Annotated in this window: 26 protein-coding genes; 19 read left to right on the forward strand and 7 right to left on the reverse strand. The window is 69.1% G+C overall.

Annotated features, from left to right (window positions below):
• Positions 1-47: 47 nt before the first annotated feature.
• The 13 genes from Q9R02_RS01200 (at position 48) to Q9R02_RS01260 (ending at position 14,065) form a co-directional block, all read left to right on the forward strand.
• Positions 48-1,685, forward strand: a complete 1,638-nt coding sequence (locus tag Q9R02_RS01200) for an HNH endonuclease (protein ID WP_305994812.1) — start codon at positions 48-50, stop codon at positions 1,683-1,685.
• 274 nt (positions 1,686-1,959) lie between these two features.
• Positions 1,960-2,262: an urease subunit gamma gene (locus Q9R02_RS01205; protein WP_305994813.1), complete on the forward strand. Its 303-nt coding sequence runs from the start codon at positions 1,960-1,962 to the stop codon at positions 2,260-2,262.
• 8 nt (positions 2,263-2,270) lie between these two features.
• Positions 2,271-4,403 (forward strand): urease subunit alpha, encoded by a 2,133-nt coding sequence (gene ureC / locus Q9R02_RS01210; RefSeq protein WP_305994814.1) that lies wholly within the window; start codon positions 2,271-2,273, stop codon positions 4,401-4,403.
• Positions 4,404-4,443: 40 nt separating this feature from the next.
• A complete protein-coding gene (gene ureE / locus Q9R02_RS01215) occupies positions 4,444-4,917 on the forward strand; it encodes an urease accessory protein UreE (protein ID WP_305994815.1) in 474 nt (157 codons plus the stop codon).
• The gene (locus tag Q9R02_RS01220) at positions 4,917-5,627 is read left to right on the forward strand and encodes an urease accessory protein UreF (protein WP_305994816.1); all 711 of its coding nucleotides are present in this window, start codon (positions 4,917-4,919) and stop codon (positions 5,625-5,627) included. The genes ureE and Q9R02_RS01220 overlap by 1 nt, the downstream gene beginning before the upstream one ends.
• A gap of 11 nt (positions 5,628-5,638) precedes the next feature.
• The gene (ureG, locus tag Q9R02_RS01225) at positions 5,639-6,253 is read left to right on the forward strand and encodes an urease accessory protein UreG (protein WP_305994817.1); all 615 of its coding nucleotides are present in this window, start codon (positions 5,639-5,641) and stop codon (positions 6,251-6,253) included.
• Entirely contained in the window at positions 6,250-7,119 is an 870-nt protein-coding gene (locus Q9R02_RS01230; RefSeq protein WP_305994818.1) for an urease accessory protein UreD, read from the forward strand. Before ureG ends, Q9R02_RS01230 begins: the two co-directional genes overlap by 4 nt.
• On the forward strand, positions 7,119-8,135 hold the full coding sequence (locus Q9R02_RS01235; protein WP_305994819.1) for a HoxN/HupN/NixA family nickel/cobalt transporter: 1,017 nt from the start codon (positions 7,119-7,121) through the stop codon (positions 8,133-8,135). The genes Q9R02_RS01230 and Q9R02_RS01235 overlap by 1 nt, the downstream gene beginning before the upstream one ends.
• A gap of 267 nt (positions 8,136-8,402) precedes the next feature.
• Complete coding sequence (locus Q9R02_RS01240) at positions 8,403-9,707, forward strand: extracellular solute-binding protein (protein ID WP_305994820.1); 1,305 nt, start codon at positions 8,403-8,405, stop codon at positions 9,705-9,707.
• Positions 9,704-10,660: a carbohydrate ABC transporter permease gene (locus tag Q9R02_RS01245; RefSeq protein ID WP_305994821.1), complete on the forward strand. Its 957-nt coding sequence runs from the start codon at positions 9,704-9,706 to the stop codon at positions 10,658-10,660. Before Q9R02_RS01240 ends, Q9R02_RS01245 begins: the two co-directional genes overlap by 4 nt.
• 2 nt (positions 10,661-10,662) lie before the next feature.
• Complete coding sequence (locus tag Q9R02_RS01250) at positions 10,663-11,568, forward strand: carbohydrate ABC transporter permease (RefSeq protein WP_425279207.1); 906 nt, start codon at positions 10,663-10,665, stop codon at positions 11,566-11,568.
• Positions 11,565-13,226: a beta-N-acetylhexosaminidase gene (locus tag Q9R02_RS01255; RefSeq protein WP_305994823.1), complete on the forward strand. Its 1,662-nt coding sequence runs from the start codon at positions 11,565-11,567 to the stop codon at positions 13,224-13,226. Before Q9R02_RS01250 ends, Q9R02_RS01255 begins: the two co-directional genes overlap by 4 nt.
• Positions 13,226-14,065, forward strand: coding sequence for an IclR family transcriptional regulator (locus Q9R02_RS01260; protein WP_305994824.1), 840 nt, complete (start codon positions 13,226-13,228; stop codon positions 14,063-14,065). Before Q9R02_RS01255 ends, Q9R02_RS01260 begins: the two co-directional genes overlap by 1 nt.
• Before the next feature lie 19 nt (positions 14,066-14,084).
• Here Q9R02_RS01260 and Q9R02_RS01265 read toward each other — a convergent pair whose 3' ends face one another.
• On the reverse strand, positions 14,085-14,735 hold the full coding sequence (locus Q9R02_RS01265; RefSeq protein WP_425279187.1) for a YitT family protein: 651 nt from the start codon (positions 14,733-14,735) through the stop codon (positions 14,085-14,087).
• Positions 14,736-14,854: 119 nt separating this feature from the next.
• Between Q9R02_RS01265 and Q9R02_RS01270 the strand changes: the two genes are divergently transcribed.
• Entirely contained in the window at positions 14,855-15,349 is a 495-nt protein-coding gene (locus Q9R02_RS01270) for an Lrp/AsnC family transcriptional regulator (protein WP_305994825.1), read from the forward strand.
• Between the two features lie 13 nt (positions 15,350-15,362).
• On the opposite strand, the gene Q9R02_RS01275 is transcribed toward Q9R02_RS01270, so the two are convergent.
• Genes Q9R02_RS01275 through Q9R02_RS01285 form a run of 3 tightly spaced genes read right to left on the reverse strand, consistent with a single transcriptional unit; the run spans position 15,363 to position 17,553 of the window.
• The gene (locus tag Q9R02_RS01275) at positions 15,363-15,767 is read right to left on the reverse strand and encodes a RidA family protein (protein ID WP_305994826.1); all 405 of its coding nucleotides are present in this window, start codon (positions 15,765-15,767) and stop codon (positions 15,363-15,365) included.
• Between the two features lie 44 nt (positions 15,768-15,811).
• Positions 15,812-16,558, reverse strand: coding sequence for an IclR family transcriptional regulator (locus Q9R02_RS01280; protein ID WP_305994827.1), 747 nt, complete (start codon positions 16,556-16,558; stop codon positions 15,812-15,814).
• Positions 16,555-17,553, reverse strand: a complete 999-nt coding sequence (locus tag Q9R02_RS01285) for a sugar kinase (RefSeq protein WP_305994828.1) — start codon at positions 17,551-17,553, stop codon at positions 16,555-16,557. The genes Q9R02_RS01280 and Q9R02_RS01285 overlap by 4 nt, the downstream gene beginning before the upstream one ends.
• Before the next feature lie 187 nt (positions 17,554-17,740).
• Here Q9R02_RS01285 and Q9R02_RS01290 point away from each other — a divergent pair, with 187 nt between their 5' ends.
• The 4 genes from Q9R02_RS01290 to Q9R02_RS01305 are packed head-to-tail and all read left to right on the forward strand — an operon-like array spanning position 17,741 to position 22,762.
• The gene (locus Q9R02_RS01290; protein ID WP_305994829.1) at positions 17,741-19,051 is read left to right on the forward strand and encodes a type III PLP-dependent enzyme domain-containing protein; all 1,311 of its coding nucleotides are present in this window, start codon (positions 17,741-17,743) and stop codon (positions 19,049-19,051) included.
• Between the two features lie 8 nt (positions 19,052-19,059).
• Positions 19,060-20,691, forward strand: coding sequence for an N-acyl-D-amino-acid deacylase family protein (locus tag Q9R02_RS01295; RefSeq protein ID WP_305994830.1), 1,632 nt, complete (start codon positions 19,060-19,062; stop codon positions 20,689-20,691).
• Positions 20,688-21,320 (forward strand): bifunctional 4-hydroxy-2-oxoglutarate aldolase/2-dehydro-3-deoxy-phosphogluconate aldolase, encoded by a 633-nt coding sequence (locus Q9R02_RS01300; protein ID WP_305994831.1) that lies wholly within the window; start codon positions 20,688-20,690, stop codon positions 21,318-21,320. Before Q9R02_RS01295 ends, Q9R02_RS01300 begins: the two co-directional genes overlap by 4 nt.
• A 50-nt stretch (positions 21,321-21,370) precedes the next feature.
• Positions 21,371-22,762, forward strand: coding sequence for a GntP family permease (locus Q9R02_RS01305; RefSeq protein WP_305994832.1), 1,392 nt, complete (start codon positions 21,371-21,373; stop codon positions 22,760-22,762).
• 93 nt (positions 22,763-22,855) lie between these two features.
• Here Q9R02_RS01305 and Q9R02_RS01310 read toward each other — a convergent pair whose 3' ends face one another.
• Positions 22,856-23,665: an SDR family NAD(P)-dependent oxidoreductase gene (locus Q9R02_RS01310; RefSeq protein ID WP_305994833.1), complete on the reverse strand. Its 810-nt coding sequence runs from the start codon at positions 23,663-23,665 to the stop codon at positions 22,856-22,858.
• Between the two features lie 16 nt (positions 23,666-23,681).
• Entirely contained in the window at positions 23,682-24,482 is an 801-nt protein-coding gene (locus Q9R02_RS01315; RefSeq protein WP_305994834.1) for an SDR family NAD(P)-dependent oxidoreductase, read from the reverse strand.
• A gap of 225 nt (positions 24,483-24,707) precedes the next feature.
• On the opposite strand from Q9R02_RS01315, the gene Q9R02_RS01320 reads away from it, so the two are divergent.
• Entirely contained in the window at positions 24,708-25,562 is an 855-nt protein-coding gene (locus tag Q9R02_RS01320) for a MoaF C-terminal domain-containing protein (protein WP_305994835.1), read from the forward strand.
• 48 nt (positions 25,563-25,610) lie between these two features.
• Here Q9R02_RS01320 and Q9R02_RS01325 read toward each other — a convergent pair whose 3' ends face one another.
• Positions 25,611-26,576, reverse strand: coding sequence for an AraC-like ligand-binding domain-containing protein (locus Q9R02_RS01325; RefSeq protein WP_305994836.1), 966 nt, complete (start codon positions 26,574-26,576; stop codon positions 25,611-25,613).
• Positions 26,577-26,585: the final 9 nt, after the last annotated feature.

Genomic DNA, 26,585 nt, shown 5'->3' on the forward strand with positions numbered 1-26,585 from the left:
GAGGCGATCCCGGAAACTTTGTCAGACCCCCTTGGAAGAATGGGGTCATGGAGGCGGCACCGGTGAAAGAGCTGGTCGGGCCGGGCGGTGTGTCCGGGCCAGAAGCCACAGTGCGTGCCTGTGTGGACCGTCTGCGGCCGCTCGCCGACGGGTCACGGCACAATCCGGGTTCTCCGGCTGATGCGCTCCGTTTCGCCCGCGACGTCGAGGAACTGTCGCGGCTCGTCGAACAGCTCCAGGTGGTGGCCGCCGCCTCGGTCGAAGAGGCCTGGGATCGCGAGCCGGACCGGGCGTCGGGACACCGGAATGCGGCGGACTGCCTGCGGGGTGCACTGAGGATCGGCGTCTCTGAGGCACGACGCCGGCTGGCCCTGGCCGCGAGCGTTCTTCCGTCACGCTCGCTGACGGGCCAGGAACTGCCGCCTGAGCACCCGGAAGTAGCCGGTGCGCTTGCGGATGGAGTGCTGGCGTCACGGACCGCCACCGGGATCGGCATTGCGTTGGCTTCAGTTCACGGTGTCGCCGGGGCAGAAGCGCGGCGCGCCATGGAGGAATCCCTCGTCTCGGCCGCACGGATCCACGACCCGGATTTCGTCCGCATCCTGACACGCCGCTGGGTCGAGGGGCTGGACCAGGACGGCGACGAGCCCAGTGAGGAGGAGCTGTCCCGCAGGCAGGGTGCATTCATCCGCAAGCAGGTGCGTGGTCTGCACCGGCTGGAGATCTTCGCCACCACGGCACAGTTCGAGCAGCTCCTGACCGTCATGAACGTCCAGGGCAATCCACGGGTGCGCGAGGCGGGTGCGGCGGGGCCCGGTCCGGACGGAGACGACGGGGGAGAAGCGCTGACCACCGGGGACTCGTACGGTGAATCGGCCAGTACGGAAGCGGCCGGGGCACGACCGGTGTGCGCGGGTGCGGCCGTCACACGGGTCGGCAGCCCGTGGAACGCCGCGGCCGAAAGCGCCGCCGACGAGGCCGCCGTGGCGGACCGTCGCTCCCGGGCCCAGAAGCTGCTCGACGGTCTGGTCGGCGCGTGCGGGATCGCCCTGGCTTCGGGCACGCTGCCGCAGAACGGGGGACTCCGGCCGCAGGTGATGGTCACCATTCCGTACGATCAGCTGTTCCGGGACCTGACGGATCTCAAGGACTTCGGAGAGTCCAGGCACCTCACGGATCCCGGGGATGTCAGGGATGCCGGGCGCGTCAGGACGACGGCCGGTGCGCCGGACGACGGGACGGGCGTTCCCCGCACCGGAACGCTCATGTTCACCGGACCGGTCAACGCCCGGACCATCCGGAAGATCGCCTGCGATGCCGATCTGATCCCCGTGGTCCTGGGCGGTGAAGGCCAGGTTCTGGACATCGGCCGGGCGTCCCGGGTGTTCCCTCCGCACGTCCGCAAGGCCCTCGTGGCCCGCGATCAGGGGTGCGCCTTCCCTGGCTGCACTCTTCCCGCGCCGTGGTGCGAAGCTCATCACGTGGACTACTGGTCCCGCGGCGGAAGCACTGGGGCCGGCAACGGGGTTCTCCTGTGCAGCCATCACCACCACCTGATGCACCAGGAGGAATGGGAACTCCGAATGTGCAGCGGCATCCCCTGGTTCATCCCACCGCCCCATCTGGACCCCGGGCGGAGGCCCCGGAGGAACCACTACTTCGTCCAGCAGTCGCGTGCTGCGTGAGTGGTGGCTGCGGCATCAGCATCACGCGGCGGCGAGGAATTGTGACGTCACATTAAGCCGTCACGGCCAGCTCCATCGCGGGACGAAGGCGCCCGTGCCACGTCTCGCCGCGTTGTGACACGGACTTGACTTGACGTGACAGTAATATTCGGCGCTCGAACACTTTCCGTTGCCCCGTGAAACCTGAAGAACGCTGTCCGAGGCCGTACTATCAAATCCCCCCACCATGTGTGCCGGACTCCACGCCCGGCGCCCAGGCAAGCAGGAGCCACCCATGCGCCTTTCGCCCCGTGAGCAGGAAAAGCTCATGATCGTCGTCGCTGCCGATCTGGCGCGCCGCCGACAATCACGAGGCCTCAAGCTGAATTACCCGGAGGCCGTCGCCATCCTCAGCTACGAGCTCATCGAGGGCGCCCGGGACGGCCGCACCGTCGCCGACCTCATGTCCTGGGGGACCACCATTCTCAGTCGTGACGATGTCATGGACGGGTTGCCGGAGATGATCCACGATGTGCAGATCGAGGCCACCTTCCCCGATGGCACCAAACTCGTCACCGTTCACGAACCCATCCGATAGGCCCGGACATGAGCAACGCCCCCCAGAACTCCTCCTTCATCCCCGGCCAGACCGTCGTGGCCGACGGCGTGATCACGCTCAACGCCGGACGCCCCGTCACCGAGCTGACGGTCACCAACACCGGCGACCGTCCCATCCAGGTCGGCTCGCACTACCACTTCGCCGAGACCAACCCGAAGCTCGACTTCGACCGGGCGGCCGCCCGTGGACTGCGCCTGGACATCCCCGCCGGCACCGCGGTGCGCTTCGAGCCCGGCGACGCCAAGACCGTGCGGCTCGTGCCGCTCGGCGGCACCCGCGAGGTGTACGGCCTGCGCGGTCAGGTGGAAGGCCCGCTCGACGCTCCGGACGCCGCAGGGCAGGCGCCCGCGGGAGACGACGCGCCGTCGTCGTCCGTCTCCGGCAGCCTGCCCAATCTTCAGATCCCGCGCGAGCAGTACGCCCAGCTGTACGGCCCCACCACGGGCGACCGCGTCCGCCTGGGCGACACGGGGCTGTTCGCCGAAGTGGAGCGGGACCTCACCGTCTACGGCGAGGAGGTGGTGTTCGGCGGTGGCAAGGTCCTGCGTGACGGCATGGGCCAGAACGGTCTGGTGACCCGGGACCAGGACGTCCCGGACACCGTCATCACCAACGCCCTGATCGTGGACCACAGCGGCATCTACAAGGCCGACGTGGCCCTCCGCGACGGCCACATCCAGGCGATCGGCAAGGCCGGCAACCCGCTCATCCAGGACGGCGTGGACATCGTTGTGGGCGCGTCCACGGAGATCATCGCAGGGGAGCGGAAGATCCTCACTGCGGGCGGCATCGACACGCACATCCACTTCATCTCCCCGGACCAGGTCCCCACGGCCCTGTCCTCCGGCGTCACCACCATGATCGGCGGAGGCACCGGCCCGGCCGAGGGCTCCAAAGCCACCACCGTCACCCCGGGCGCCTGGCACATCGCCCGGATGCTCCAGGCCGCGGAAGGCCTGCCCATCAACGTCGGCCTGCTCGGCAAGGGCCACGCCAGCACCGCGGAGCCGCTCGCGGAGCAGATCCGTGCCGGCGCCATCGGTCTGAAGATCCATGAAGACTGGGGTGCCACGCACTCCTCGATCGACACGGCCCTCACGGTGGCGGATGAGTACGACGTCCAGGTGGCCATCCACACTGACACGCTCAACGAGTGCGGCTTCCTGGAGGACACGGTCGCCTCGATCGACGGACGCGTCATCCACACCTTCCACACCGAAGGCGCCGGCGGCGGCCACGCCCCGGACATCATCGCCATCGCCGCGCACTCGAACGTCCTGCCGGCTTCCACCAACCCCACCATCCCGTTCACGCGGAACACGGCGGAGGAGCACCTGGACATGCTCATGGTGTGCCACCACCTGAGCCCCGCCATCCCGGAGGACGTGGCGTTCGCCGACTCCCGCATCCGCCCGGAGACCATCGCAGCGGAGGACGTGCTGCATGACCTGGGCGTCTTCTCCATCATGTCCAGCGACTCCCAGGCCATGGGCCGCGTGGGCGAGGTGGTCCTGCGCACCTGGCAGCTGGCGGACAAGATGAAGACCCAGCGTGGTCACCTGAACGCGGATGGCTCCACCACTCCGGTGGCGGGCGAGGCGGACAACTTCCGCATCAAGCGCTTCGTGGCCAAGTACACGATCAACCCGGCGCTGGCGCAGGGCATCGCGGACTCCGTCGGCTCCGTGGAGGTGGGCAAGTTCGCCGACCTGGTGCTCTGGGACCCGGCGTTCTTCGGTGTGAAGCCGGACATGGTCATCAAGGGCGGCACCGTGGCCAACTCGGTCATGGGTGACCCCAACGGCTCCATCCCCACCCCGCAGCCGCAGACCCTCCGGATGGCTTTCGGCGCCCTCGGCAAGAGCCTGCAGACCTCCTCCATCACCTTCCTGTCCCAGGCGGCCATCGAGGCCGGTGTCCCGGAGGAACTCGGCCTGCGCCGCGTCATCCGGCCCGCGCACGGCATCCGGAACCTCCGCAAGGAGGACCTGCCGTTCAACGGGGAGACCCCGGCGCTGGACGTGGATCCGCAGACCTATGAGGTACGGGTGAACGGCGAAGCCATCACGTGCGACCCGGTGGACACCGTCCCGCTGGGCCGACGCTACTTTTTGTTCTGACACAAAGACGGTCCTGAATCACAGACCCGGAAAGGCGGCCATGATCGTCACCCAGATCCTGGGCAACATCCACGATCCCGGAAACCCCCACACGGCGGTCCACCATGAAAAGGTGGTCCTCCCCGTCGCCGCGCTGGCCAAGCGCATCCAGCGCCTCACGAGCGATCACGGCCGTGAGCTGGGCCTCCGGCTGCCCGCCGGCTCGGAGGACCTGCGCGACGGCGACGTGCTGCTTGCGGAGGACGGCAACGCCGTCGTGGTCTCGGTGGAGTCCAGCGACGTCCTGGTGATCGCGCCGCGCACCGTCTCCGAGGCGCTCTTCGCCGCGCATTCACTGGGCAACCGGCACCTCCAGGCGCAGTTCTTCGGTCCGGACTCCGAGTACGCGGCCGAGGTCATGGTCTGTCAGTACGACCACACCGTGGAGGACTTCCTGGACCACCATGGCGTGCCGTACTCCCGGCAGGACCGGATCATGGCCGTGCCGTTCCGGCACGCCGAACACACGCACTGATGGCCTCCCTCGCAGCGCTGCTTCACCTGGTGGACTCCGCCCTGCCCACCGGGGCGTTCAGCCATTCCTTCGGGCTGGAGTCGTTCATCGATTCCGGCCAGGTCCACGACGAGGCGAGCCTCGCGGCGTGGCTGCGCGGATATCTCGACACACAGCTGACGTACACGGACGCGGTCGCGGTGCGGCGGGCCTGCCGCCTGGCCGCCGATCTCTCCGAGGAGGGCTCAGCGGGGGCGGTCGCGCGTGCGGGGCTGAGCAGGCTCGACGGCGAGCTCGGCGCATTGCTCATCGCGCGTCAGATCCGTGAGGCGAGCCGGCGCATGGGCCGTCGCCTGCTGGAGATCGCCTCGGATTCCTTCCCGTCCGCCGAGGTCGACGCCTACCGCGCCGCCGTGGACGCCGAGGACTGCCAGGGTCATGCCGTCCTCGCGTTCGCGCTGGCCGGGGCAGGGCAGGGCTATGACGAGGACACCCTGGTGGAGGCACACCTCCACGCCACGCTGACCACGCTCGGCTACAACGCCGTGCGCGCCATCCCGCTCGGCCAGCTCGCCGGGCAGCGCGTCCTGACGGCGGTGCGCGCAGGGCTGCCGGCCGCCGTCGAGCGGTCCCGCACCGCGGACGCCCGCCACTTCGGTGCCGCGGCACCCGCCCTGGAAATCCATCAGATGAGGCACGAGCATCAGCGTGCCCGCATGTTCGCCAGCTAGGAGAGCTCAGCATGAACGACCCCGTGATCATCGGCATCGGCGGCCCCGTGGGCGCCGGCAAGACCCAGCTCGTGGAGCGCATCACGCGCGCGCTCATCGGCGAGTTCTCCATGGCCGCCATCACCAACGACATCTACACGATCGAGGACGCCAAGATCCTGGCCCGCAACGGCGTGCTGCCGGAGGACCGGATCGTGGGTGTGGAGACCGGCGGCTGCCCCCACACGGCCATCCGCGAGGACACCTCCATGAACACCGCGGCGATCGAGGACCTCAAGGCCCGCCACCCGGATCTGGAGCTGATCTTCGTGGAGTCCGGCGGCGACAACCTCTCCGCCACGTTCAGCCCCGAGCTGGTGGACTTCTCCGTCTACGTCATCGACGTGGCCCAAGGCGAGAAGATCCCCCGCAAGGCCGGGCAGGGCATGATCAAGTCGGACCTGCTGGTCATCAACAAGACGGACCTGGCGCCGCATGTCGGGGCGGACCTGGCCGTCATGGAGAGCGACTCCAAGTCCTTCCGCGGCCAGCGGCCGTTCTGTTTCACCAACCTCAAGACGGACGAGGGCCTGGAGTACGTGCTGGAGTGGATCCGCCGGGACGTGCTCCTGACGGATCTGGCATGAAGCTGGAGATCCCGGCGCCCGCCGGAACGGCGGCGGATGATTTCATGGGGTCCCTGACCCTGGAGGTCGAGGAGCGGGACGGCCGCTCCGTGGTGCGCAGGCAGGCCCATTCCGGAGCCCTGCGTGCCCTGCGTCCGCACTACCTGGACGCGAGCGGCCAGGTGTCCGTCACGGCGATCAACCCGGGCGGCGGATACCTCGGCGGCGACCGCTACCGGCTCGCAGCGGAGCTGGGGGAGAAGGCGTCGCTGCTGCTCACCACGCAGTCCGCCACCAAGGTCTACCGGACCCCGCAGGGGCCAGTGCATTCCGCGCAGGAGTTCACGCTGGCCGACGGCGCGCGGCTCGAGTCCGTGCCGGACGGGATCATCGCTTACCAGGGCGCCACATACCGGCAGGACACCGTGGTGCATCTGCACCCCGGTGCTTCACTCGCCCTCGCCGAGACCGTCACCCACGGATGGTCCCCGGACGGCACGCCCTTCGCGTTCGACGAGGTCTCCCTGCGCACCGAAGTCCACGTGGACGGCCGTCTGGTCGTGCTGGACAACCTCCTGCTGCGCCCAGACGCCGAGGGACTCGGCGCGCTCATGCTGGACGGCCGTTCCCACCTCGGCACGCTGCTGGTGGTGGACTCCCGCGCGGACGACGACGCCGTCGCGGCGCTGCGCTCGACGCTCGGCATCGTGGGGGAGCAGCCGGCCGGCGCGCCGCTCACGGGCATCAGCCGCCTGGCGGTCCCCGGTTTCGTCCTGCGGACCCTTGCGGACAGCACGCAGGCCGTGGAGGCCGTCCTCTTCGCCGCTCTCGGCTGGATGCGCGCCGAGTGGCACGGGCAGGGGTCGCTGGACCTGAGGAAGCGCTGATGGCGCCGGCTGCTTCTCAACCGCTGCCGGGGAGCCTCCGGAAGGCTCTGGCCATCGTCCTGGGGCTGCACCTGCTGGCCGGGGCCCTGCTGCTCCTCGCCACGGGCGAGCAGGCCGCCGAGGTGGCAGGGCTGTGCGCTGTCGCGTATCTGGCGGGGATCAAGCATTCCTATGATTGGGACCACATCGCGGCGATCGACAATTCGAGCCGCCGTTTCGCCGCAGCCGGGCACTACCACCCGGGCGTCGGCCTGGCCTTCAGCCTGGGACACTGCGCCGTGGTGGTCCTGGCCTGCGTGTTCGTGGTGCTCGGCGTCGGCTCCATGCACGAACTGTTCCGTGACGGAAGCCAGGCGAACACCGTCCTGGCCACCGTGGGGTCCGCCGTCTCCGGCTTGTTCCTGTTGCTGCTCGGCCTCGGCAACACGGGCGCCTTCCTCAGCACCGCCCGGACCGCCCGTCGGATCGGAGCCGGGCAGGAGGTTGGCCCGGATGATCTGGAGCCGCGAGGCCTGGCCGCCCGGATGGTGGCGGCACCGCTGCGTGCTGTCCGACGGCCGGCCCAGCTCTTCGGGGTCGGCTTCCTCTTCGGCCTGGGCTTCGACACGGCCACCACGATCGGCCTGCTGGTGACATCCGCCTCCGCGGTCCTGTCCGGCGTCCCTCCGCTGGCACTGCTGGCCATGCCGTTCGCCTTCGCGGCAGCCATGACGCTGTTCGACGGTGCCAACGGCGTGGCGATGATGCGCCTGTACCGGAGCGCGCTCCAGCATCCAGTGCGGCGCATTCGCTTCAACCTCGTGGTCACGGGCATGTCCGCCGCCTCGGCCCTGTTCGTCGCGGTCATCACGCTCGGCACCCTCGCGCGCACGGCCCTGGACCTGGACGATCCGTTCACCGGGTTCCTGGCGGGCATCGACCTCGGCGACGCCGGCCTCCTGCTCGTGGCGTCCTTCCTGACGGTGTGGGGCGTCGCGGCGCTCGGCCGGCGCCGCAAGGCGGCCGCCCTCCGCTGACGGGACGGCAGAGCCTCCCACGGCTCATCTGAACACCGACGACGGCGACCCCCGGCACCTGCAGGGGGTCGCCGTCGTCGCTCCCGGCTGTGCCGTGCTCCACCAGCGGACACCCCTTGAATTCCTCCGAGTGAAACGGATACCTTTCGATCATCATTTTGCAATGCAAAATGATGCGCTGCATCGGTCCACAAGTGTGATCCACGCCTCCTACGATGGCTGACCAGTGGCGGACCATGGCGGTCGGCCAACCCCTGAGGAGGAAGTATGAAGATCTCCCGTCTTGCCGCGGCAGTCCTGGCGAGCGCAGCCCTGGGCCTGACGGCCTGCGCGCCGCCCACGGCCGGCGGCGGATCGGCGTCCACGAAGGACGAGACCGGTGGAACCCTGCGCGTCTGGCTGTTCTCCGAGGTCAACCAGGACCCCAAGAGTGCAGTCGTCAATGACGCCATCAAGGACTTCGAAGCCGCGCACAGTGGCGCGAAGGTGGATGTCCAGTACATCCCCACCGATTCCCGCGCCGAACGCTTCAAGGCGGCGTTCAATGACCCGTCCAGCGCCCCGGACGTGGCCGAGTTCGGCAACACGGACCTGGCGAACTACGTGGCCGCCGGCGGCCTGGCCGATGTCAGCGACGTCGTCAAGGGCTGGGACGAGGGCAAGGACCTGGACCCGAAGATCCTCAAGACCACCGAGATCGACGGCAAGAACTACGGCGTCCCGTGGTTCGTTGGCGTCCGCGCCCTCTACTACCGCACCGATCTGCTGCAGGCGGCCGGGCTGAAGGCGCCCACCACGCTCCAGGAAGTGGAGACCACGGCCCGCGCCCTCCGCGCCAAGAACCCGGGCACGCTCGGTATCGCGGTCGGCGGCAAGTCGCAGTTCTCGGCCATGCCGTACCTGTGGGCCTACGGCGGCGGCATCGCCGATCAGCAGAACGGGAAGTTCGCCTCCCAGCTGAGCAGCGAGAAGTCCAAGGCCGGGATCACCGCCTACACGAACCTGCTGAATGATGACATCTGCCCGCCGCAGACCTGCGCCGAGTTCGGCGGCAACGCGACGGTCCAGCAGTTCATCGCCGGCAAGGCGGACATGGCCATCGGCGGCGACTTCAACTACAAGGCCGTCGCAGCTGCTCCCGCGGTCAAGGGCAAGTTCGCGGTCATCCCGGTCCCCGGCACCACGGCGGGGAGCATCGCCCCTGCCTTCGCCGGCGGCAACAACCTGGGCGTCTTCAAGTCCAGCACCCACCGGACGCTGGCGGACGACTTCGTCAAGCTCCTGGCCGGCAAGAAGTACCAGCAGAAGATGTTCCAGGCCATGGGCAATCTCCCGACCTTCGCCGACGTCCAGAAGCAGGTGGCGGGGGACAACGCCTACCTGAAGCCCTTCGTGGACACCATCGCCGCGGGCACCGACTTCGTGCCGGTCACCGAGCAGTGGGCCACCATCGACGCCCAGGGCATCTTCACCGGTATGTACCAGAAGGTCGCCTCCGGCAAGTCCACCGTGGACCAGGCGGCCGCCGACGCCACGACTGCCATGGACAAGGTGTTCGGGTCCGGCAAATGAGCAGCAGCACCGTCAGCCTCCGGCAGGGCGCGCCGCGCCCTGCCGGGCGGCGAGGCCCCCGGTTCGGAGCCTTCGAGCCCTGGTTCTACCTGGCCCCCGCCTTCATCGTCCTGATCGGGCTCCTCGGCTACCCGATCTTCCAGCTCGTGAACATCTCCCTCTACGACTACCGCCAGGCCCAGGTCAGCGGCGCGGCCCCCTTGGAGTTCACCGGGCTCGGCAACTATCAGCAGCTCCTGTCCGACCCGCAGTTCTGGGCCGTCCTCGGCAACACCGTGCTCTTCGCCGGATTCTGCGTGGTGATCACCATCCTGGTGGGCGGCTGGCTCGCCGTGCTGGCCACCCGCCTGCGGCCCTGGGTCCGGACGCTGCTCTTCGTGGTCTCCATGGGCGCCTGGGCCACCCCCGCCGTGACCGGCAGCGCCGTCTGGCTGTTCCTCTTCGACCCCACGCTCGGCCTGGTCAACAAGACCCTCGTGGCTCTGGGACTGCACGCCTTCGACGGCTACTCCTGGACGTACGACAAGTGGAGCGCCTTCGGGCTCGTGGCCAGTGAAGTGGTGTGGTGTTCCTTCCCCTTCGTCATGGTGACGGTCTACGCGGGCATCCAGGCCATCCCCACCGAGGTGATCGAGGCGGCCCGTCTGGACGGCGCCTCCATGGGCCAGATCGCCCGGACCATCATGCTGCCCATGCTCCGGCCCATCATGATGATCGTGATCATCCAGTCCATCATCTGGGACTTCAAGATCTTCTCGCAGATCTACATCATGACCTCCGGCGGCGGTGTGGCCGGCCAGAACCTGGTCATCAACGTGTACAGCTACCAGCAGGCCTTCGCGGCCAGCCTCTATGGCCTGGGCTCGGCCCTGGGCGTGATCATGACCGTCATCCTGATGGCCGTCACCCTCGTCTACCTGCGCCTGATCAAGAAGGACGGTGAAGCCCTGTGAGCATCCTCAGCGCGGTGCGCCGCGACAGCCGCCGCGAAACCACAATCCCGGCGCCGGCCGCCGGCAAAGGCACCCGCAAGCGCTGGGGCGCCGACGCGGTGGGCATCCTGCTCGCCGTCGTCGTCGCCTTCCCGCTCTTCTGGATGGTGCTCTCAGCGCTGAAGCCCAAGACGGCGCTCGACGCCGGCGACTCCCTCCCGTTCACGCTGCAGCCGAGCTTCGACTCCTTCGTCCGGGTCCTGGCCGTGAACGGCTTCGCCCGGTACTTCATGAACAGCGTGGTGGTGGCCCTGGCCGTGGTGCTCGTGTCCACGCTCCTGGCCTTCCTCGCCTCGGTGGCGCTGACCAGGTACCGCTTCAAAATGCGCACCACGCTGCTCGTCACGGTTCTGGTGGCGCAGATGGTGCCCGTGGAGGCCCTGACCATCCCGTTGTTCTTCCTCATGCGGCAGGCCGGGCAGAGCATCCCGCTGGTCGGGCTCAATCAGCTCGGGTCCCTGGTGGTGGTGCACGTCGGCTTCGCCATTCCGTTCGCGGTCTGGATGCTGCGCGGCTTCGTGGCCGCGGTCCCCGTGGAGATCGAGGAGGCGGCCCGCCTGGACGGCGCCTCCAGCTTCCGCTTCGTCCGCTCCGTGCTGTTCCCGCTCGTGGCTCCCGGCGTGGTGGCGTGCTCGGTGTTCTCCTTCATCTCCACCTGGAACGACTTCCTGTTCGCCAAGACGTTCATCATCTCGGCGCAGGAGAACCAGACGCTCCCGCTGGCCATCCTGACCTTCTTCAAGCCGGACGAGAACGACTGGGGCGCCATCATGGCCGGCTCCGTCATCATGACCATCCCGGTGCTGGTGTTCTTCATCGCCGTCCAGCGCAAGCTGGTGTCCGGCCTGGCCGGGGCGGTGAAGGGATGACGCACCCGCTGATCCCCGCACCCCGGAGCGTGCGGTACGACGACGGCGCGCCGCTGGCGCTGTCCGCCGCCACGACGCTCTCGGCCGACCCGGAGCTCGCGGGGGCGCGGCGTGCGCTCGCCACCCGGCTCGGGGCCGCCACCGGATGGGACCTGCTCCCGCCGCTGGACGGCGAGGCGTGCATCCGGCTTCGGCACGACGTCTCACTCACCTCCGGGAGCGGGCTGCTGCAGGAGGAGGACTACCGTCTCTCCTGCGACGGCGAGCAGGTGGTGATCAGCGCGGCGGGGGAGTCCGGCGCCTTTCACGGGGTCCAGACGCTGCTGCAGTTGCTCGGGGCCTCGGCGTTCCGCCAGGCGCCTGACCCCGTGGCGCTTTGGGAGGTGCCGCGGCTCCGGATCGAGGACGGACCGCGCTTCGGCTACCGGGGAGTCATGCTGGACGTGGCCCGGCACTTCATGCCCAAGGACGCCCTGCTGCGGTTCATCGAGGCCCTGGCCGTCCACCGCTTCAACGTCCTGCACCTGCACCTGAGCGATGACCAGGGCTGGCGCGTGGAGATCAAGGCCTTCCCGGAGCTGACCCGGGTGGGATCCTGGCGTCCGCGCAGCTCCCGGGGCGACTGGCGAGCGGGCCTTTGGGAGGACACCCCGCACGGTGGCTTCTACACGCAGGAGGACCTGCGGGAGATCGTGGCCTTCGCCGCGGACCGGCACGTGACCGTGATCCCGGAGATCGACGTGCCCGGGCACAGCCAGGCCGCCATCGCCGCCTACCCGTGGCTCGGCGGTCTGGAGGATTCCTCGGGCGTCTGGGAACGCTGGGGCATCAACCCCACGGTCCTGGCCCCCACGGAACGCACCTTGGACTTCTACCGCACGGTGCTGGATGAGATCATGGGCCTCTTCCCCGGGCCGTGGATCAGCCTGGGCGGTGACGAGGTGCCGCTCGATCAGTGGGCCGGTTCCCCGGAGGATACGGCCCGCGCCCGCGAACTGGGCTTCGACGGCGTGGCCGGACTGCACTCCTGGTTCATCGGGCAGCTGGCCGGACACCTTCGTGACCACGGCCGCCGGACCGCCGTGTGGGACGAGATCGGCGACGGCGAGCTTCCGGACGGCGCCCTGGTGCACTCCTGGCGCGGCTATGAGGGAGGACTCGATGCTCTGGCGCGTGGCTACGACGTGGTCATGTGCCCGGAGAAGGAGGTCTATCTCGACTATCCTCAATCGGATTCGGCGGACGAGCCGGTGCCGGTGGGGAGTGTGACCACCCTGGAGAAGGTCTACGCCTTCGAACCCCTTCCCCCCGGATCGGACGGGGCCACCGGCGGTCGGCTCCTGGGCGCGCAGGGAAACCTGTGGACCGAGCACCTCGACAGCCCGCGCCGGGTCCAGTTCGCGGCCTTTCCCCGGCTCTGTGCCCTCGCCGAGGTGCTGTGGTCGCCGGCGGAGGAACGGGATCTGCCGGATTTCCTGCGCAGGCTGGAGGTGGATCACCTGCCGCGCCTGGAGGCGCTCGGCATCGAATTCCGCCCGCTGTCCGGGCCCGCGCCGTGGCAGAGACGCCCCGGCGTCCCCGGTCGCATGCATGCACCGGGCCACCTGGCCGGCGTCGCGCAGCCCGCTGATTCGCACCCCGACGAGGCGACCGCCTGATGCCCGACTTCAGCACACCTCCGAGCGAGGCAGGGGAGCGCAACTCATCGGCCTCACTCCGGAAGGCCCTGAGGCTCGTCATGATCGTCGCGGCACAGCAGCCCGGGACCGACGGGATGGCGCTGGCCGAGCTGAGCGAGGTGGCGGGTGTCAACAAGAGCACCGTGCTGCGCCTCAGCAGCCCGCTCCTGGACGAGAAGCTCCTGGAACGGGACGCCGAGACGGGGCGTTTCCGGCTGGGACCCGGATGTCTGTCCCTGGGGCAGTCGTACCTCCAGGGCATCGATCTGCGCAGCGTGGCCCGTCCGGAACTCCGTGGTCTCATGCGTCTGACGCAGGGCACCTGTCACCTGGTGGTGCTGACGGGGCGCGACGTGGTCTATGTGGACAAGGTGGAGGACGAGGCCGTGGTGCGCATGGCCTCACGGATCGGCGCCACCATGCCCGCCTATTGCACGGCGGTGGGCAAGGCGATGCTGGCCTATTCGCCGGAGGAGACGGTGGCGGAGGCGCTTGCCGGGACGCTGGAGCCGGTCACCGACCGGACCATCACGGATCCCGTGCTGCTCCGGGCGGAGTTCGAGGCGATCCGTCGCCGCGGCTACGCGATCGATGACCGGGAGAACGAACCCGAGGTGCGCTGCGTGGCGGCGCCCATCTTCGGCAGCGAGGACCGGGTGATCGCGGCGCTCAGTGTCTCGTCGCTGGCGTCCCGGATGACCGCGAGGCGCGTCCGCGACGTCGGGCCCTCGGCGGCCCGGGCCGCACTGAGGATCTCCGCGCGCATGGGCTCCCGCAAGGCGGCGATCCTGCTGGAGCGGCCGGCGGCCGCAGAGTGACGGCCTGCCCTGACCGGCCTCAGCTGCCCGTGTAGCGGCCCGGGCGGTGGTTGAAGGCGAGCACGATGTTCAGGATCACGGCGCCCGCCGCGGAGAGCAGGACCATGGGCCAGGACACCACGGCCAGGGAGCCGAGGACCACCAGGACGTCCAGCACCATCTGCGTGTAGCCGGCGCGGAAGCCGAAGCGGTCCTGGATCAGGAGCGCCAGGATGCCGAAGCCGCCCAGGCTGGCCTGGTGGCGGAAGAGCACCAGCAGGCCGAGCCCGGCCAGCAGATTGCCGGCCAGTGCACCGTAGGCCGGGTTGAGGTGCAGGGTTCCCAGCGCAAGGGGATGCAGCGAGGACAGTGCGGACACCGCCGCCACACACGTGATGGTGCGCAGCGTGAAGTTCCAGCCCTTCTTCCATGCGGCCAGGACGAAGAAGGGCGCGTTCACGGCCAGGAAGACGACGCCGAACGGCGCACCGGCCGCGTAGCTGAGCAGGAGGGACAGGCCTGCGGTCCCTCCGGTCACCGTGCCGCTGCTGTGCAGCAGGTAGAGGCCCAGGGATGCGATGAAGGTGCCCGTCACCAGGCCCAGCAGGTCCTCGGCGAGGCCGTGCGGCTTAGCGGCCGGGGCCGCGGTGGCGGAGGAGGGGCGGAGGCGTTCTGCGGTGCTGACGGTCACGGACAGAATCGTCCGGATTCCGGGATACCGGTGCAAGCTCGTCCGGATATGCTGGGATGAACGCCCAGAATAATCTGAGATCTCCAGACAACTGCCAAGGAAAGCAGGTGAATGCTGGGATGAGTGCTCCAGCTCACAGAGTCGACGCCCTGGACGCCAGAATCCTGCTGGCGCTGGATGAGGACCCGAGCGCCTCGGTCCTGGCTCTGGCGCATCGGGTGGGATCCTCGCGGAACACGGTGCACGCCCGCCTGCAGCGCATGAACAGGCAAGGGCTCCTGCTGGGCTTCACGCAGAGAGTCTCACCGGCCGTGCTGGGCTACGGACTGGTGGCGTTCGTCTCCCTGGCCATTTCGCAGGCGGAGAGCACCGAGGCGATCCAGGGGGTCCAGATGATCCCCGAGGTCGTGGAGGTTCACAAGACCACGGGCGACGCCGACTTCCTGGTCAAGGTGGTGGCGCGGGACACCGCGGATCTCAACCGCGTCATGGACACGTTGGTTTCGGTGCCGGGAGTGGTCAGGTCCAGCACGGCGGTCTCCCTGGAGGAGACCATGCCGTACCGGACCCGGGCGCTGCTGGAACGCCTCGCCACCATGGGTGGCGAGGCGTGAGGGGGGAGTCGCCTCAGGCGGTGACGGCCAGGGCGTCGATCTCCACCAGCATGACCTCGTGCGGGAGGTCGACGAACACGGTGGTGCGGCTGGGCAGCTGACCGCTGGGCACGTTCTCCTGGATGAACTCGCCGTAGACGTCGTTCATGGCGCCGAAGTCGTCACGGGTGGTCAGGTAGACGCGGAACATGATGACGTCCTCCACGGAGGAGCCGCCGGCCTCGAGGATCGCCTTGATGTTCTCCAGGGTGCGGCGGGTCTGGACGCGGACGTCGCCGTCGCCGATGTACTGGTTGGTGGTGGGGTCCATGGGGCCCTGGCCGGAGACCTGGAACAGGCCGCCCTTCTTGACGCCCTGGGAGAAGGTGTGGGCCGGTGCCGGCGCGTTCTCGGTGAAGACGATGTCCTTGGAGCTCATGTCATGTTCCTTTCGATGGGGGTTTGTGGAATGGGGGAGAGGATTCAGGGGGCCGTGTGGCCCAGTTCCGCGGAGATGGCGCGCGTGCACTCCAGCAGGGCCGGCAGCAGGCCCAGGAGGCCCTCGCGGTCCAGCATGACGGTGGGGACCGAGCAGGACACCGCCGCGACCACGCCGCCGCTCGCGTCCCGGATGGGCGCCGCGATGCAGTGGACGAACTCCTCGAACTCCTGGTCATCCAGGGCCCAGCCCTGCTCGCCGGCCTGCTCGATCGCCTTGAGAAGGCTCGCCTGATCCGTCAGGGTGTTCTCGGTGAATCGGGGGTAGTCGATGCCCGCGGTGAGGCTCTCGAGCTGGTCCTGCGGCATGTCGGCCATGATCACCTTCGCCACGGCCGCCGCGTTCAGGGCCGCCGTGAGGCCGATCCGGGAGTACATCCGCACCGGGTGCCGGGACTCCAGCTTGTCGATGTAGACCACGTCCCGGCCTTCAAGGGCGGCCAGGTGGATGGTGTGGCCCGTGGCCTCGTTCAGCCGTTGCAAGTGGGGGTGAGCCGTGCCCCTGATGTCGCGCTGCTCCAGGGCCAGGCTGGAGAGCTGGAACAACTGGGAGCCCAGGCGGTAGCGCTGCTGGGCGTCGCGGATCACGAAGTTCCGGTCTTCCAGGCTGTGGAGCAGGCGCATGACGGTGGTCTTGTGAACATCGGCGGTGGAGGCCAGCTCATCCAGGGTCGCCGGCCCCTTCGCCAGGGCGCCCAGGAGATCGAGGGCGCGGAGCAGGCTCTGGCTCATGCCTGGCCCACCAGGAACCGTCCCTGGGTCACGCGCAGGGACGCCCACTCCTCGTCGGAACAGCGCAGGATGTGGTCCAGATCCTCATCGTCCGGCAGCGGGCCGCGGTCTCCGTGCACGGTCAGCGTGCACGCAGCGGCCACGTGGCCGCGCCGCAGGCTGAGCCGCTGGTCCAGTCCGGAGAGCACTCCGCTGAGGTACCCGGCGGCGAACGAGTCGCCGGCCCCCACAGGTTCCACCACGTCCACGCTGAGCGCGGGCACTTCCTGCCGCGCGCCGTCGCGCTCCAGGGCGATGGCACTGGTCGACTCATTCTTGATGATCAGGACCTCGGGGGTCGGCAGGAGCTCGCGCAGGCGGCCTTCGTCATCGGTGCCGAAGGCCAGCAGGGCCTCGTCCTTGCCCATGAGCACGATGTCGGAGAGATCCGCCAGGCGCTGCAGGACCGAGGAGTCGCGGCCTTTCCAGAGGGCGGGGCGCCAGTTCACGTCGAAGCTGATGCGCTGCCCGCTCCGGCGGGGCCGGGAGAGGAGCTCCAGGAGGAGGTCCCGGCAGGAGTCGCTGAGGGCGGCCGTGATGCCGCTGAGGTGGATCAGACCGGCATCGGCCACGACGGCGGCGACCTCCGGGTCGTCCAGCAGCGCCGGGCTCATGGCGGACGCGGCCGAGCCGCTGCGGTAGTAGAGCATCCCGGTGCCGCTGTCGGCGTCCCCGGGGACCTTGACGTACAGGCCCGTCGGGCGGGCCTCGTCCAGCTGCACCCCCCGCGTGCCCACGCGATGGCGTTCGAGCTCGTTCCGGATGCGGCGGCCGAATCCATCGGCGCCGAGACGGCTGACCCATTCGGTGCTCACGCCCATGGCCGCCAGTCCCAGGGCCACATTCGATTCCGCTCCGCCCACACCGAGGTGCAGGCTGTCCGCGGTCTCCAGGGATCCCCTGCCTCCGGGGGTCAGCATGGCCATGGTCTCTCCCAGGCAGATCGCTCGTGGCATCGATTGCTCCTTCGCATGGCTCCATGGGGACTGGGTGCGGACGGCATCCATTGACGCGGCCCCGGGTCAATGCTAAACATGAATGCAGAGGATTTGCAATATGCGTTGCAAAATGCGCAACGAGAGCGAAGCCTGTCCGATGAGGGGCAGGTTCCGTGGACGAGAACCCTGATTCGAGGTAGCTACAGTGAGCCAGAAGTCCTATGACCTGGTCAAGGTCCAGAGCCTCCGCGAGGAGGCTCTGGACTTCCGCCACAAGGCGGTCCCGGCGGCCCTGCACGGGCTGAGCGCCGGGGAGTTCGCCACGAAGGCCCTGCCGCTGGGTGGGTTGCAGACGCCGCTTCTGACCCTGGACGCGGACGCTCTGGACCTCAATGCCCGCCGTCTGGCCGGGTGGTGCGCCGAGCACGGTGTGCTGCTCGCGCCGCACGGCAAGACCACCATGTCGCCGGAGCTCTGGGCCCGCCAGATGGACCTCGGAGCCTGGGGCATCACGCTCGCCAATGCCGCCCAGCTGCGGGTGGCACGGGCGTTCGGCTTCACGCGGCTCATGCTCGCCAACAGCCTCACGGACCCGCAGGCCATCCGCTGGGCCGCGGACCAGGCCGCCGGCGGCGCACGGATCGTCTCCTGGGTGGACAAGCTGGAGACCGTCGCCCTGCTGGAGAGCGAACTCTCGGGCCATGGCGTGCTGGAGGTGATCGTCGAACGCGGTGGCACCGGTGGCCGCACCGGTGCCCGCAGTCACGAGGAGGCGATGGCCATCGCCCGCGCGGTCCACGCATCCCCGGCCCTCCGGCTCACCGGCGCCGGCGGCTATGAGGGCGCCCTGGCGCACACCTGGGACGACGCCGGCCTCGCCGCCGTGCGCGGCTACCTCGCCGACGTCGCGCGGCTGCACGCCGAGCTGCTCGCCGAAGGCCTCTACGACACGGAGCAGATCATGGTCACCGCGGGCGGCAGCGCCTACTTCGACGACGTCGTCGACGTCCTCGCCCCGCTGCGCACGGAGGCCGGGGACGGCACGCCCGCCGTCGACGTCGTCATCCGCAGCGGCGCCTACATCATCCACGACGACGGCTTCTACCGGGGCATCTCGCCCTTCTCCCGCCGCGATCCGGACGGCCCGGAGGCGTTCCGCTCCGCCATGCACGCCTGGGTGCGGGTGGTTTCGCAGCCGGAGCCCGGCCTGGCGATCCTGGAGGGCGGCAAGCGCGATCTGCCGTTTGACGAAGGACTTCCCGTCCCTCAGCTGATCGGCGACGCGCTGGGCGGTCCCGCCGCACCCCTGGAAGGCGCCGAGATCACCGCGGTCAATGACCAGCACGCCTTCCTGCGCTTCCCGGAGGGCCTGGACGTGAAGCCCGGGCAGGTCATCCGGCTGGGACTCTCCCACCCGTGCACCGCCCTGGACAAGTGGACCCTGATCCCGGTCCTGGACACTTCTTCCGAACCGGAGCGCTCCACCGTGGTGGGTGCCGTACGGACCTTCTTCTAGGAGCGGTCATGAGCATTCTGATCAGCAATGTCACGCTGGTGGACGGCAGCGGCGCCCAGCGGCGTCAGGCCGACGTCCTGCTGGACGGCGAGAGCATCGCCCGCATCGCGGACGCCGGGACGCTCGCTGCGGAGGACGGGGCGCAGCACCTCGACGGGACCGGCCTGGTCCTGAGCCCCGGGTTCATCGACATGCACGCCCACTCGGACCTGCAGCTCCTCCTCACCCCGGACCACTACGCCAAGCTCAGTCAGGGCGTCACCACCGAGCTCCTCGGCCAGGACGGCCTGTCCTACGCGCCGGTGGACGACGCCGCCCTGGCAGGCGTCCGGCAGAAGATCGCCGGCTGGAACGACAACCCGGAGGACTTCGACTGGGACTGGCGCGGTGTGGGGGAGTACCTCGACCGTCTGGACCGGCAGGACGACGGCGGGCGAATCGCCACGAACGCCGCGTACCTGGTCCCGCAGGGCACCGTCCGGGCACTCGTCATGGGCTTCGACGACCGCGCTGCCACGGCGGAGGACGTCACGCTCATGCAGGAGGTCATCCGCCGGGGCATGGAGGAGGGCGCCGTCGGCATGTCCTCCGGCCTGACCTACACGCCCGGCATGTACGCCACCACAGAGGAACTCGGCGCCCTGTGCCGGACGGTAGGGGAGCTCGGCGGCTTCTACGCCCCGCACCACCGCTCCTACGGCAAGGGCGCCCTGGACGCCTACGCGGAGATGATCGGCCTGAGCCGGGACACCGGCTGCGCCCTGCACCTCTCCCACGCCACCATGAACTTCGCCGAGAACAAGGGGCGCGCCGGGGAACTCCTGACCCTCATCAATGCGGCACTGGACGACGGTGTGGACATCACGCTGGACACTTACCCGTACCTCCCCGGCGCCACCACCCTCTCCGCCATCCTGCCCAGCTGGGCCTCGGCTGGCGGCACGGACGCCACCCTGGAGCGGCTCCGCGACCCGGAGACCCGGGAACGAATCCGCGAGAACGTGGAGATCTACGGCTCGGACGGCTGCCACGGCGTGGTGGCCGAATGGGACACTCTGGAGATCAGCGGCGTCCAGAACCAGGACCTGGCCGGATATGTGGGCCGGACCGTGGAGCAGATCGCCCAGGCGGAAGGCCGGGAGCCGTTCGACGTGTTCACGCAGATCCTCCTGGACGACCGCTGCGGCACCGGCATCCTGCAGCACGTGGGCCACGAGGAAAACGTCCGCGCCATCATGGTGCACCGCACCCACACAGGAGGCAGCGACGGGATCCTGGTGGGCGGCAAGCCGCATCCCCGGGCCTGGGGGACTTTCCCCCGGTACCTCGGCCACTACTGCCGCGAGCTCGGGCTGCTCAGCCTCGAGGAGACCGTGCATCACCTCACCGGCCGCCCGGCGGCCCGTCTCAAGCTGGACCGCCGCGGTCTGGTCCGGGAGGGCTATGCGGCGGACCTGGTCCTCTTCGACCCGGAGACCGTCCGGGACACCGCCACCTTCGAGAACCCACGCCAGGCGGCGGCCGGGATCCGCTACGTGTTCGTCAACGGCACCGCCGCCATCGCCGACGGACAGCCCACGGGAGCGCGCGCAGGCCGCGCCCTCCGTCGAACCCCGGAAGGAACGACAGCACCCCGATGAACAACGCCGAACTCGAGGCGATCCTCGCCGCAGACCGTACCCTGGCCGTCGTCCGCGCCAAGGCCATCCCGGACGCCGCCCTCCTGGCCGGCGCCCTCGCCGCCGGGGGCATCCGCACCCTGGAGCTCACCTTCACCACCCCGCACGTCACCCGGCACATCCGCCGCGTGGCGGAGACGGAAGGCGACCACGGCGCCGTCGTCGGTGTGGGCACCGTGCTGACCGCAGATCAGGCGCGCCAGGCCATCGACGCCGGGGCCCGCTTCCTCGTGACGCCCGGGCTCCGCGCGGAGGTCGCCGCCGTCGCCCGTGAAGCCGGGGTGCCCATCACCCTGGGCGCCCTGACCCCCACCGAGGTGGCCACGGCCCTCGACCTCGGTTCGGAGATCGTGAAGATCTTCCCGGCCCGCCACGTCGGCCCGCAGTACCTCAAGGACCTCCAGGGCCCGTACCCGGGACTGAAGCTCCTGCCCTCCGGCGGCATCGACGCCTCCAACGCCCGCAGCTACCTCGACGCCGGCGCGCTGGCCGTCTGCTGCGGCACCTCCGTGGTCCCTCCGGCCGCCGTCGACGCCGGCGCCTGGGACGACATCACCTCCCGCGCCAAGGACTTCGTCCGGGCGCTCTGACCCCCGATCATCCACGCCGCACACGCGGCGGACACCTCAAAGGAGAGACCATGGATGGATTCCTGTCGTGGCTCCGCCACGACACCACCGGCCTGCTGCTGCTGGCGGCCGCCGGCGTCGCGCTGCTGCTGTTCCTCATCATCAAAGTGAAGGTGGAGCCCTTCATCGCCCTCGTCGGCACCGGTGTCCTCGTGGCCCTCGTAGGAGGCGTCACGGTGGAGCAATTGGTGGGCACGCCCATCAAGAGCAGCGACTCGCTCATCGAGAAGGGCTTCGCCGGGATCCTCGGCCACATCACCCTGATCATCGGCCTCGGCACCGTGCTCGGCGCCATCCTGGAACGCTCCGGTGGGGCCGAGGTGCTCCTCGGCAGGCTGGTGCGGGTGTTCGGGGAGAAGGGCACACCGCTCGCCATGGGCGTCACCGGCTTCGTACTCGGCATCCCGGTGTTCTTCGACATCGGCATCTTCGTCCTGGCTCCGCTGGTCTACGTCGCTGCGGTGCGCGGTGGCAAGTCCCTGGCCCTGTACTGCCTGCCTCTGCTGGCAGGCCTGTCCGTGACGCACGCCTTCCTGCCGCCCCACCCGGGTCCCGTCGCCGCTGCCGGTCTCTTCCACGTGGACCTCGGCTGGATCATCATCATGGGCCTGGCCTGTGGCATCCCCGCCTGGTTCGTCTCCGGCATCCTCTGGGGCACCTGGATCGGCAAGCGCGTCAACATCGCAGTGCCGGAGGACCGGATCATCGCGGAGTCGGAGGAGGCCAAGAGGCACGAGCCACACATCGGCGTCGTCGCCCTGGTCATCGGCCTGCCCATGGTCCTGATCCTGGGCGCCACCTTCGGCAACGTGTTCCTGGGCGCCAGCCCGCTCCGTGATGTGCTGACGTTCTTCGGCAACCCGGCCATCGCCCTGACCGTGGCCGTTCTGTTGGCCATGTGGCTGCTGGGCATCCGCAGCGGCATGACCTCCAAGGATCTCTCCGAGCTCAGCTCCTCCTCGCTGCGCCCCGTGGCGATGATCCTGCTGGTGGTCGGCGCCGGCGCCTTCTTCGGCGCTGTGCTGTCCGCCACGGGCGTCGGCGCGGCGGTGGCGAAGTCGCTCTCCACCGCCGGTCTGCCGCTCATCGTCTCCGCCTACGTGATCGCCTGCGGCATGCGCATCGCCCAGGGTTCCGCCACGGTGGCCATCGTGACCACGGGCGGCATCCTGGCTCCGGGGCTGGCCGCCGCCCACTATTCCCAGCCCCAGCTCGCCCTGCTGGTGATGGCGATCTCCTCCGGCTCCATCATCGCCAGCCACGTCAACGACGGTGGCTTCTGGATCGTCTCCAAGTACTTCAACATGTCCGTCAAGGACACCCTGAAGACCTGGACCGTCCTGGAGACGGTGCTCTCCGTGGTGGGCTTCGGCATGGCCAGCCTGCTGTGGGCGTTCGTCTGACGCCGACGCAGTGACCGCATCGAAGGCCGGACACCTGTGGTGTCCGGCCTTCGGTGTCTCCGGCTGTACTGAGCGGTCCTCAGATCGGGGTCGTCAGAGCCCGGCTTCGGCGAAGGCGATCGTGGGAAGGTCCACGATGTGGGCCCCGCCATCGGCCACGAGCGTGGCGCCGGTGATGCAGGACGATGCGTCGGTGCCCAGGAAGTGGGCCACCGAGGCGATCTCGGACGGTTCGGCCGGACGGCCCAGCGGAATGTTCCGGGTGACGATCCCGTACGCCTCGTCCCGCGACCCGAGGCCGGCCTTGGCGGCGAACTCGTCCATCTCATGATCGGCCATGGGAGTTCGCACCCAGCCCGGGCAGATGGCGTTGACCCGGACACCTTGCGAGCCGTAGTCGCGGGCAAGGCTTCGGGTCAGTCCGATCAGCGCGTGTTTTCCAGTGGTGTAGCCCACCACTGACGGGCCCGCGAACAGTCCGGCCAGCGAGGACATGATCACGATCTTTCCGTGGCTGCGGACCAGTTCAGGCAGGCATTCCCGGGCGGTGATGAAGGCCGTGCTCAGATTCGCCCGGAGCGACGCCTCCCAGGCCTCGTCGTCGGTGTCCAAGGCGGAGGAGAAGCCGTGCCCGCCTGCGTTGGCGACCAGGACGTCCAGCCGGCCATGACGGTCCACCACCTCCCGTACCACGGCTCGCACGGAGCTTGCGTCCGCCGCGTCCATCGCCAGCGCTTCGCCGGCGATCTCCTGGGCGACGGCGGTCAGCGGCTCCAGGCGCCGGCCCGTCACCACCACGGTGTGGCCGTCCGCGGCGAAGCGCCGGGCGATCGCGGCTCCGATGCCGGTGCCGCCTCCGGTGATCAGGACGACGCTGCGGTGAGGCACATCTGGCTTGTTCATGGTTCCCTTCCGGGGTTCAGGCGGGAAATCCGCTACGGGCGCTGAACGCGAAATCACTCAGCAGGGTGGTTCCGTTGACCGGGGCCAGGATCGGGGAGAGGAGAATCAGGACCTGCGCCGCCACCTGGGCCGTGGACTGGACCGGGAAGGCGGTCCCGCCGAAACCTTCGGGCCGTTCAAGGTCGGCGCGGCTCATGGGGGTGTCCACCACGGACGGGCAGACCGAGTTCACCCTGATGCGGTGCTCGGCCCACTCGACGGCCAGGGCGCGGCCCAGCTGGATCACCGCGGCCTTCGACGCGCAGTAGGGCGCCATGCGCGGGGCCGCCACCAGGGCGGAGTCACTGCCCAGGAGGACGACGGCGGGGTCTCGGCCCTGCCGGAGGAGCGGGAAAGCGTGCTTGAGCACCAGGAACGGTGCCATCACATTGACCTCCATCACCTGCCGCCAGTCCTCCGCGCTGGTGGCTTCCAGCGGGGTTCCCACCGGGCCGGACACGCCGGCGCAGGAGACCAGGACGTCCAGTCCGCCATCACGGCCCGCGGTGCTGAGGGCCAGAACGACGGCACTCTCGTCCCGGAGGTCAACCGTGAGGCAGGTGAGACCGGCGCGAAGGCCGGATGCCCGCAGTTCCTCCCCGAGGCGGTTCAGGGCGGCGGCATCACGGTCCAGGGCGTACACCGTGCACCCCTCCACCAGCAGTGCCGAGGTCACGGCGCGTCCGATGCCGCTGGCGGCTCCGGTGACGACGGCCCGGCGACCGTCCAGACCGAGATTCACGGGACCGGTCCCGGCGCCGAATGACTGATGGTTCATAGGACTCATGCTGAGCGATATACCGCTGTCCGGACCGGTGGTGTGCGCGCAGGTGACAGTGCTGTGCTCGGACGGGCAAGTCACGCCAGGATGTTCGCTCACGGTCAAGTGGCGGTCACTCTCAGCCATGGGAGCGCTGCGTCTCCGCGGTCAGACTGAAGGGCGAGCCGGCACTTCGCCGGACACTTCCCCGCAGTTCACACCGCGGACGTCGCAAGGAGCACCATGACGGACAACGGCGTTTCGCCTTCCGGATCCACCACCCTTTCAGACACCTCGACCTGGCTGCCCCTTGACGGCCTGGCTCCCGGGTTCGACGCCAACAAAGCACCGCACGACACCGCCCTGTCGGGTCGCGAGATCGTCGTGCTCGACGGACGTGGAACCCGGATCGCCCACCGGTTCACGGACCATGAGGTCTCCTGGGACTACCAGCCGGGGGCCGGCGATGCTCTGGCTGCCCACGAAGGCGTGGATGAGTATGAGGCGTTCCTGGTCGATGACGGGCTGTACTTCGTCCAATTCCACCACCGGGAACGGCAGGAACAGGCGGTCTCCCTGGTCTTGGACCTGAGGGACGGACATGCCCTGGGCATCGTGAGCACGATCCTCGCTGAGGACGGCCTCCCGGCGGGGCAGACCCGGGTGCGTCACGACGTGGCTCCCGGCTCCATCGAGGGCATCCTCCCGCAGGGGACACCGCCGTCACCCACGTCCTCGATGGTGGGCCGTCGCGTGGTGTGGGACTACAGCCCGGAGCACGCCTACGAGCACATCTACCTGTCCGAGCAGTGGTACACGTGGCAGTGCCTTGCCGGGCCGGAGGCAGGACTGGCGGACACGGATGAGAACACGGTGTGGGAGATCCGTCCGGGAATCAACGTCTTCGCCTGGCGGGAGAAAGTCATCCCCTGCGCCTCGGTGACCATTGCCGACCACCGCAACGCCCGGGCCATCCGGTCCCACGGTGTGCTGTTCGGACTCGATGAGTCGGGTCTGGTGCCGACGCACTTCACCTTCGGCGCCCACGGCAGGCTGGTCTCGCTGACAGTGCACCCGGAATCGTTCAACTTCGGCTGAGAACCTGACCGAGGGCCCCGGAAGGTGAGTCCTTCCGGGGCCCTCGTGTCAGACGGTGAGCCGTGCCCTGAAGTCCCGAGGGCTCTCTCCGAAGGCGGCCTTGAATGTCCTGCTGAAGTGCGCGGGGTCCGGGAAGCCCCACGCCGCGGCGATGGACGCCACTGAGCGGTTCAAGAGCACCGGATCGGAGAGCTCCCGCCGGCATCGGGCGAGCCGCTGCTGCCGGATCCACCCGGCCACTGTCACTCCCTGAGACCGGAAGAGGCCGTGAAGGTGCCTGGTTGAAATGTAGTGCGCCGCCGCGATCGTCCCGGGTGCCAGGTCCGGAGAGGCGAGGTGATGGTCGATGTAGCCGTGGATCTCGCGAAGCAGTCGCTCGTGAGGGTCATGGCCCTCGGCTGTCGTCCCGAGCGTGAAAGCCAGCGCCGTGCTCAGGATGTCCAGGCATGAGTGGGCGATGCGCACGCCGAACGGGCCGGCCAGCTGATCCAGCTTGCCCCCCACCTGGGCCAGGACCGCCGCGGCCAGGGACCCGAGCTGCCCCGGGGCTGCGAGGTTGACCGCGGAGAGCTGGCGCACCTGAGCCTCGGGAATGGTGAGGGCGGACTTGGGGAACATGGCGACGATCAGCCGGCTCGGCTCGTCGGAGAGCAGGGAATACGGCCTGGATGTGTCGTACACGGCGAGGTCTCCGGGCCTGAGAAAGACCTGGTTGCGGTCCTGGATGAGAAGGCTGGATCCTTCCAGGATCAGACTGACCTTGAAGAAGCCGCCGCCGCCCTGAGCGATGAGTTCCTGGGTGCGTTCCGCGCGATGTCCGCCGGCCGTCAGTTCGACGAGATGGAAATCCTGGGTCGACGCCGAGCGGAGGCTGCTGTGGAATGCCTCATTCCGATCGCTGTGAACCTCGAGGGGGACGAAGGAGGAGGAGACCATCCGCTGGAACGTGCTGAAGTCGTGGCCGTGGATCAGACTGACTCCGCCGTCGCCGGCACGGAGCGGGTATTCCGGCATGGTGTCCAT

This window comes from Arthrobacter horti, from assembly GCF_030731045.1.
Lineage (GTDB): Bacteria > Actinomycetota > Actinomycetes > Actinomycetales > Micrococcaceae > Arthrobacter_E > Arthrobacter_E nanjingensis.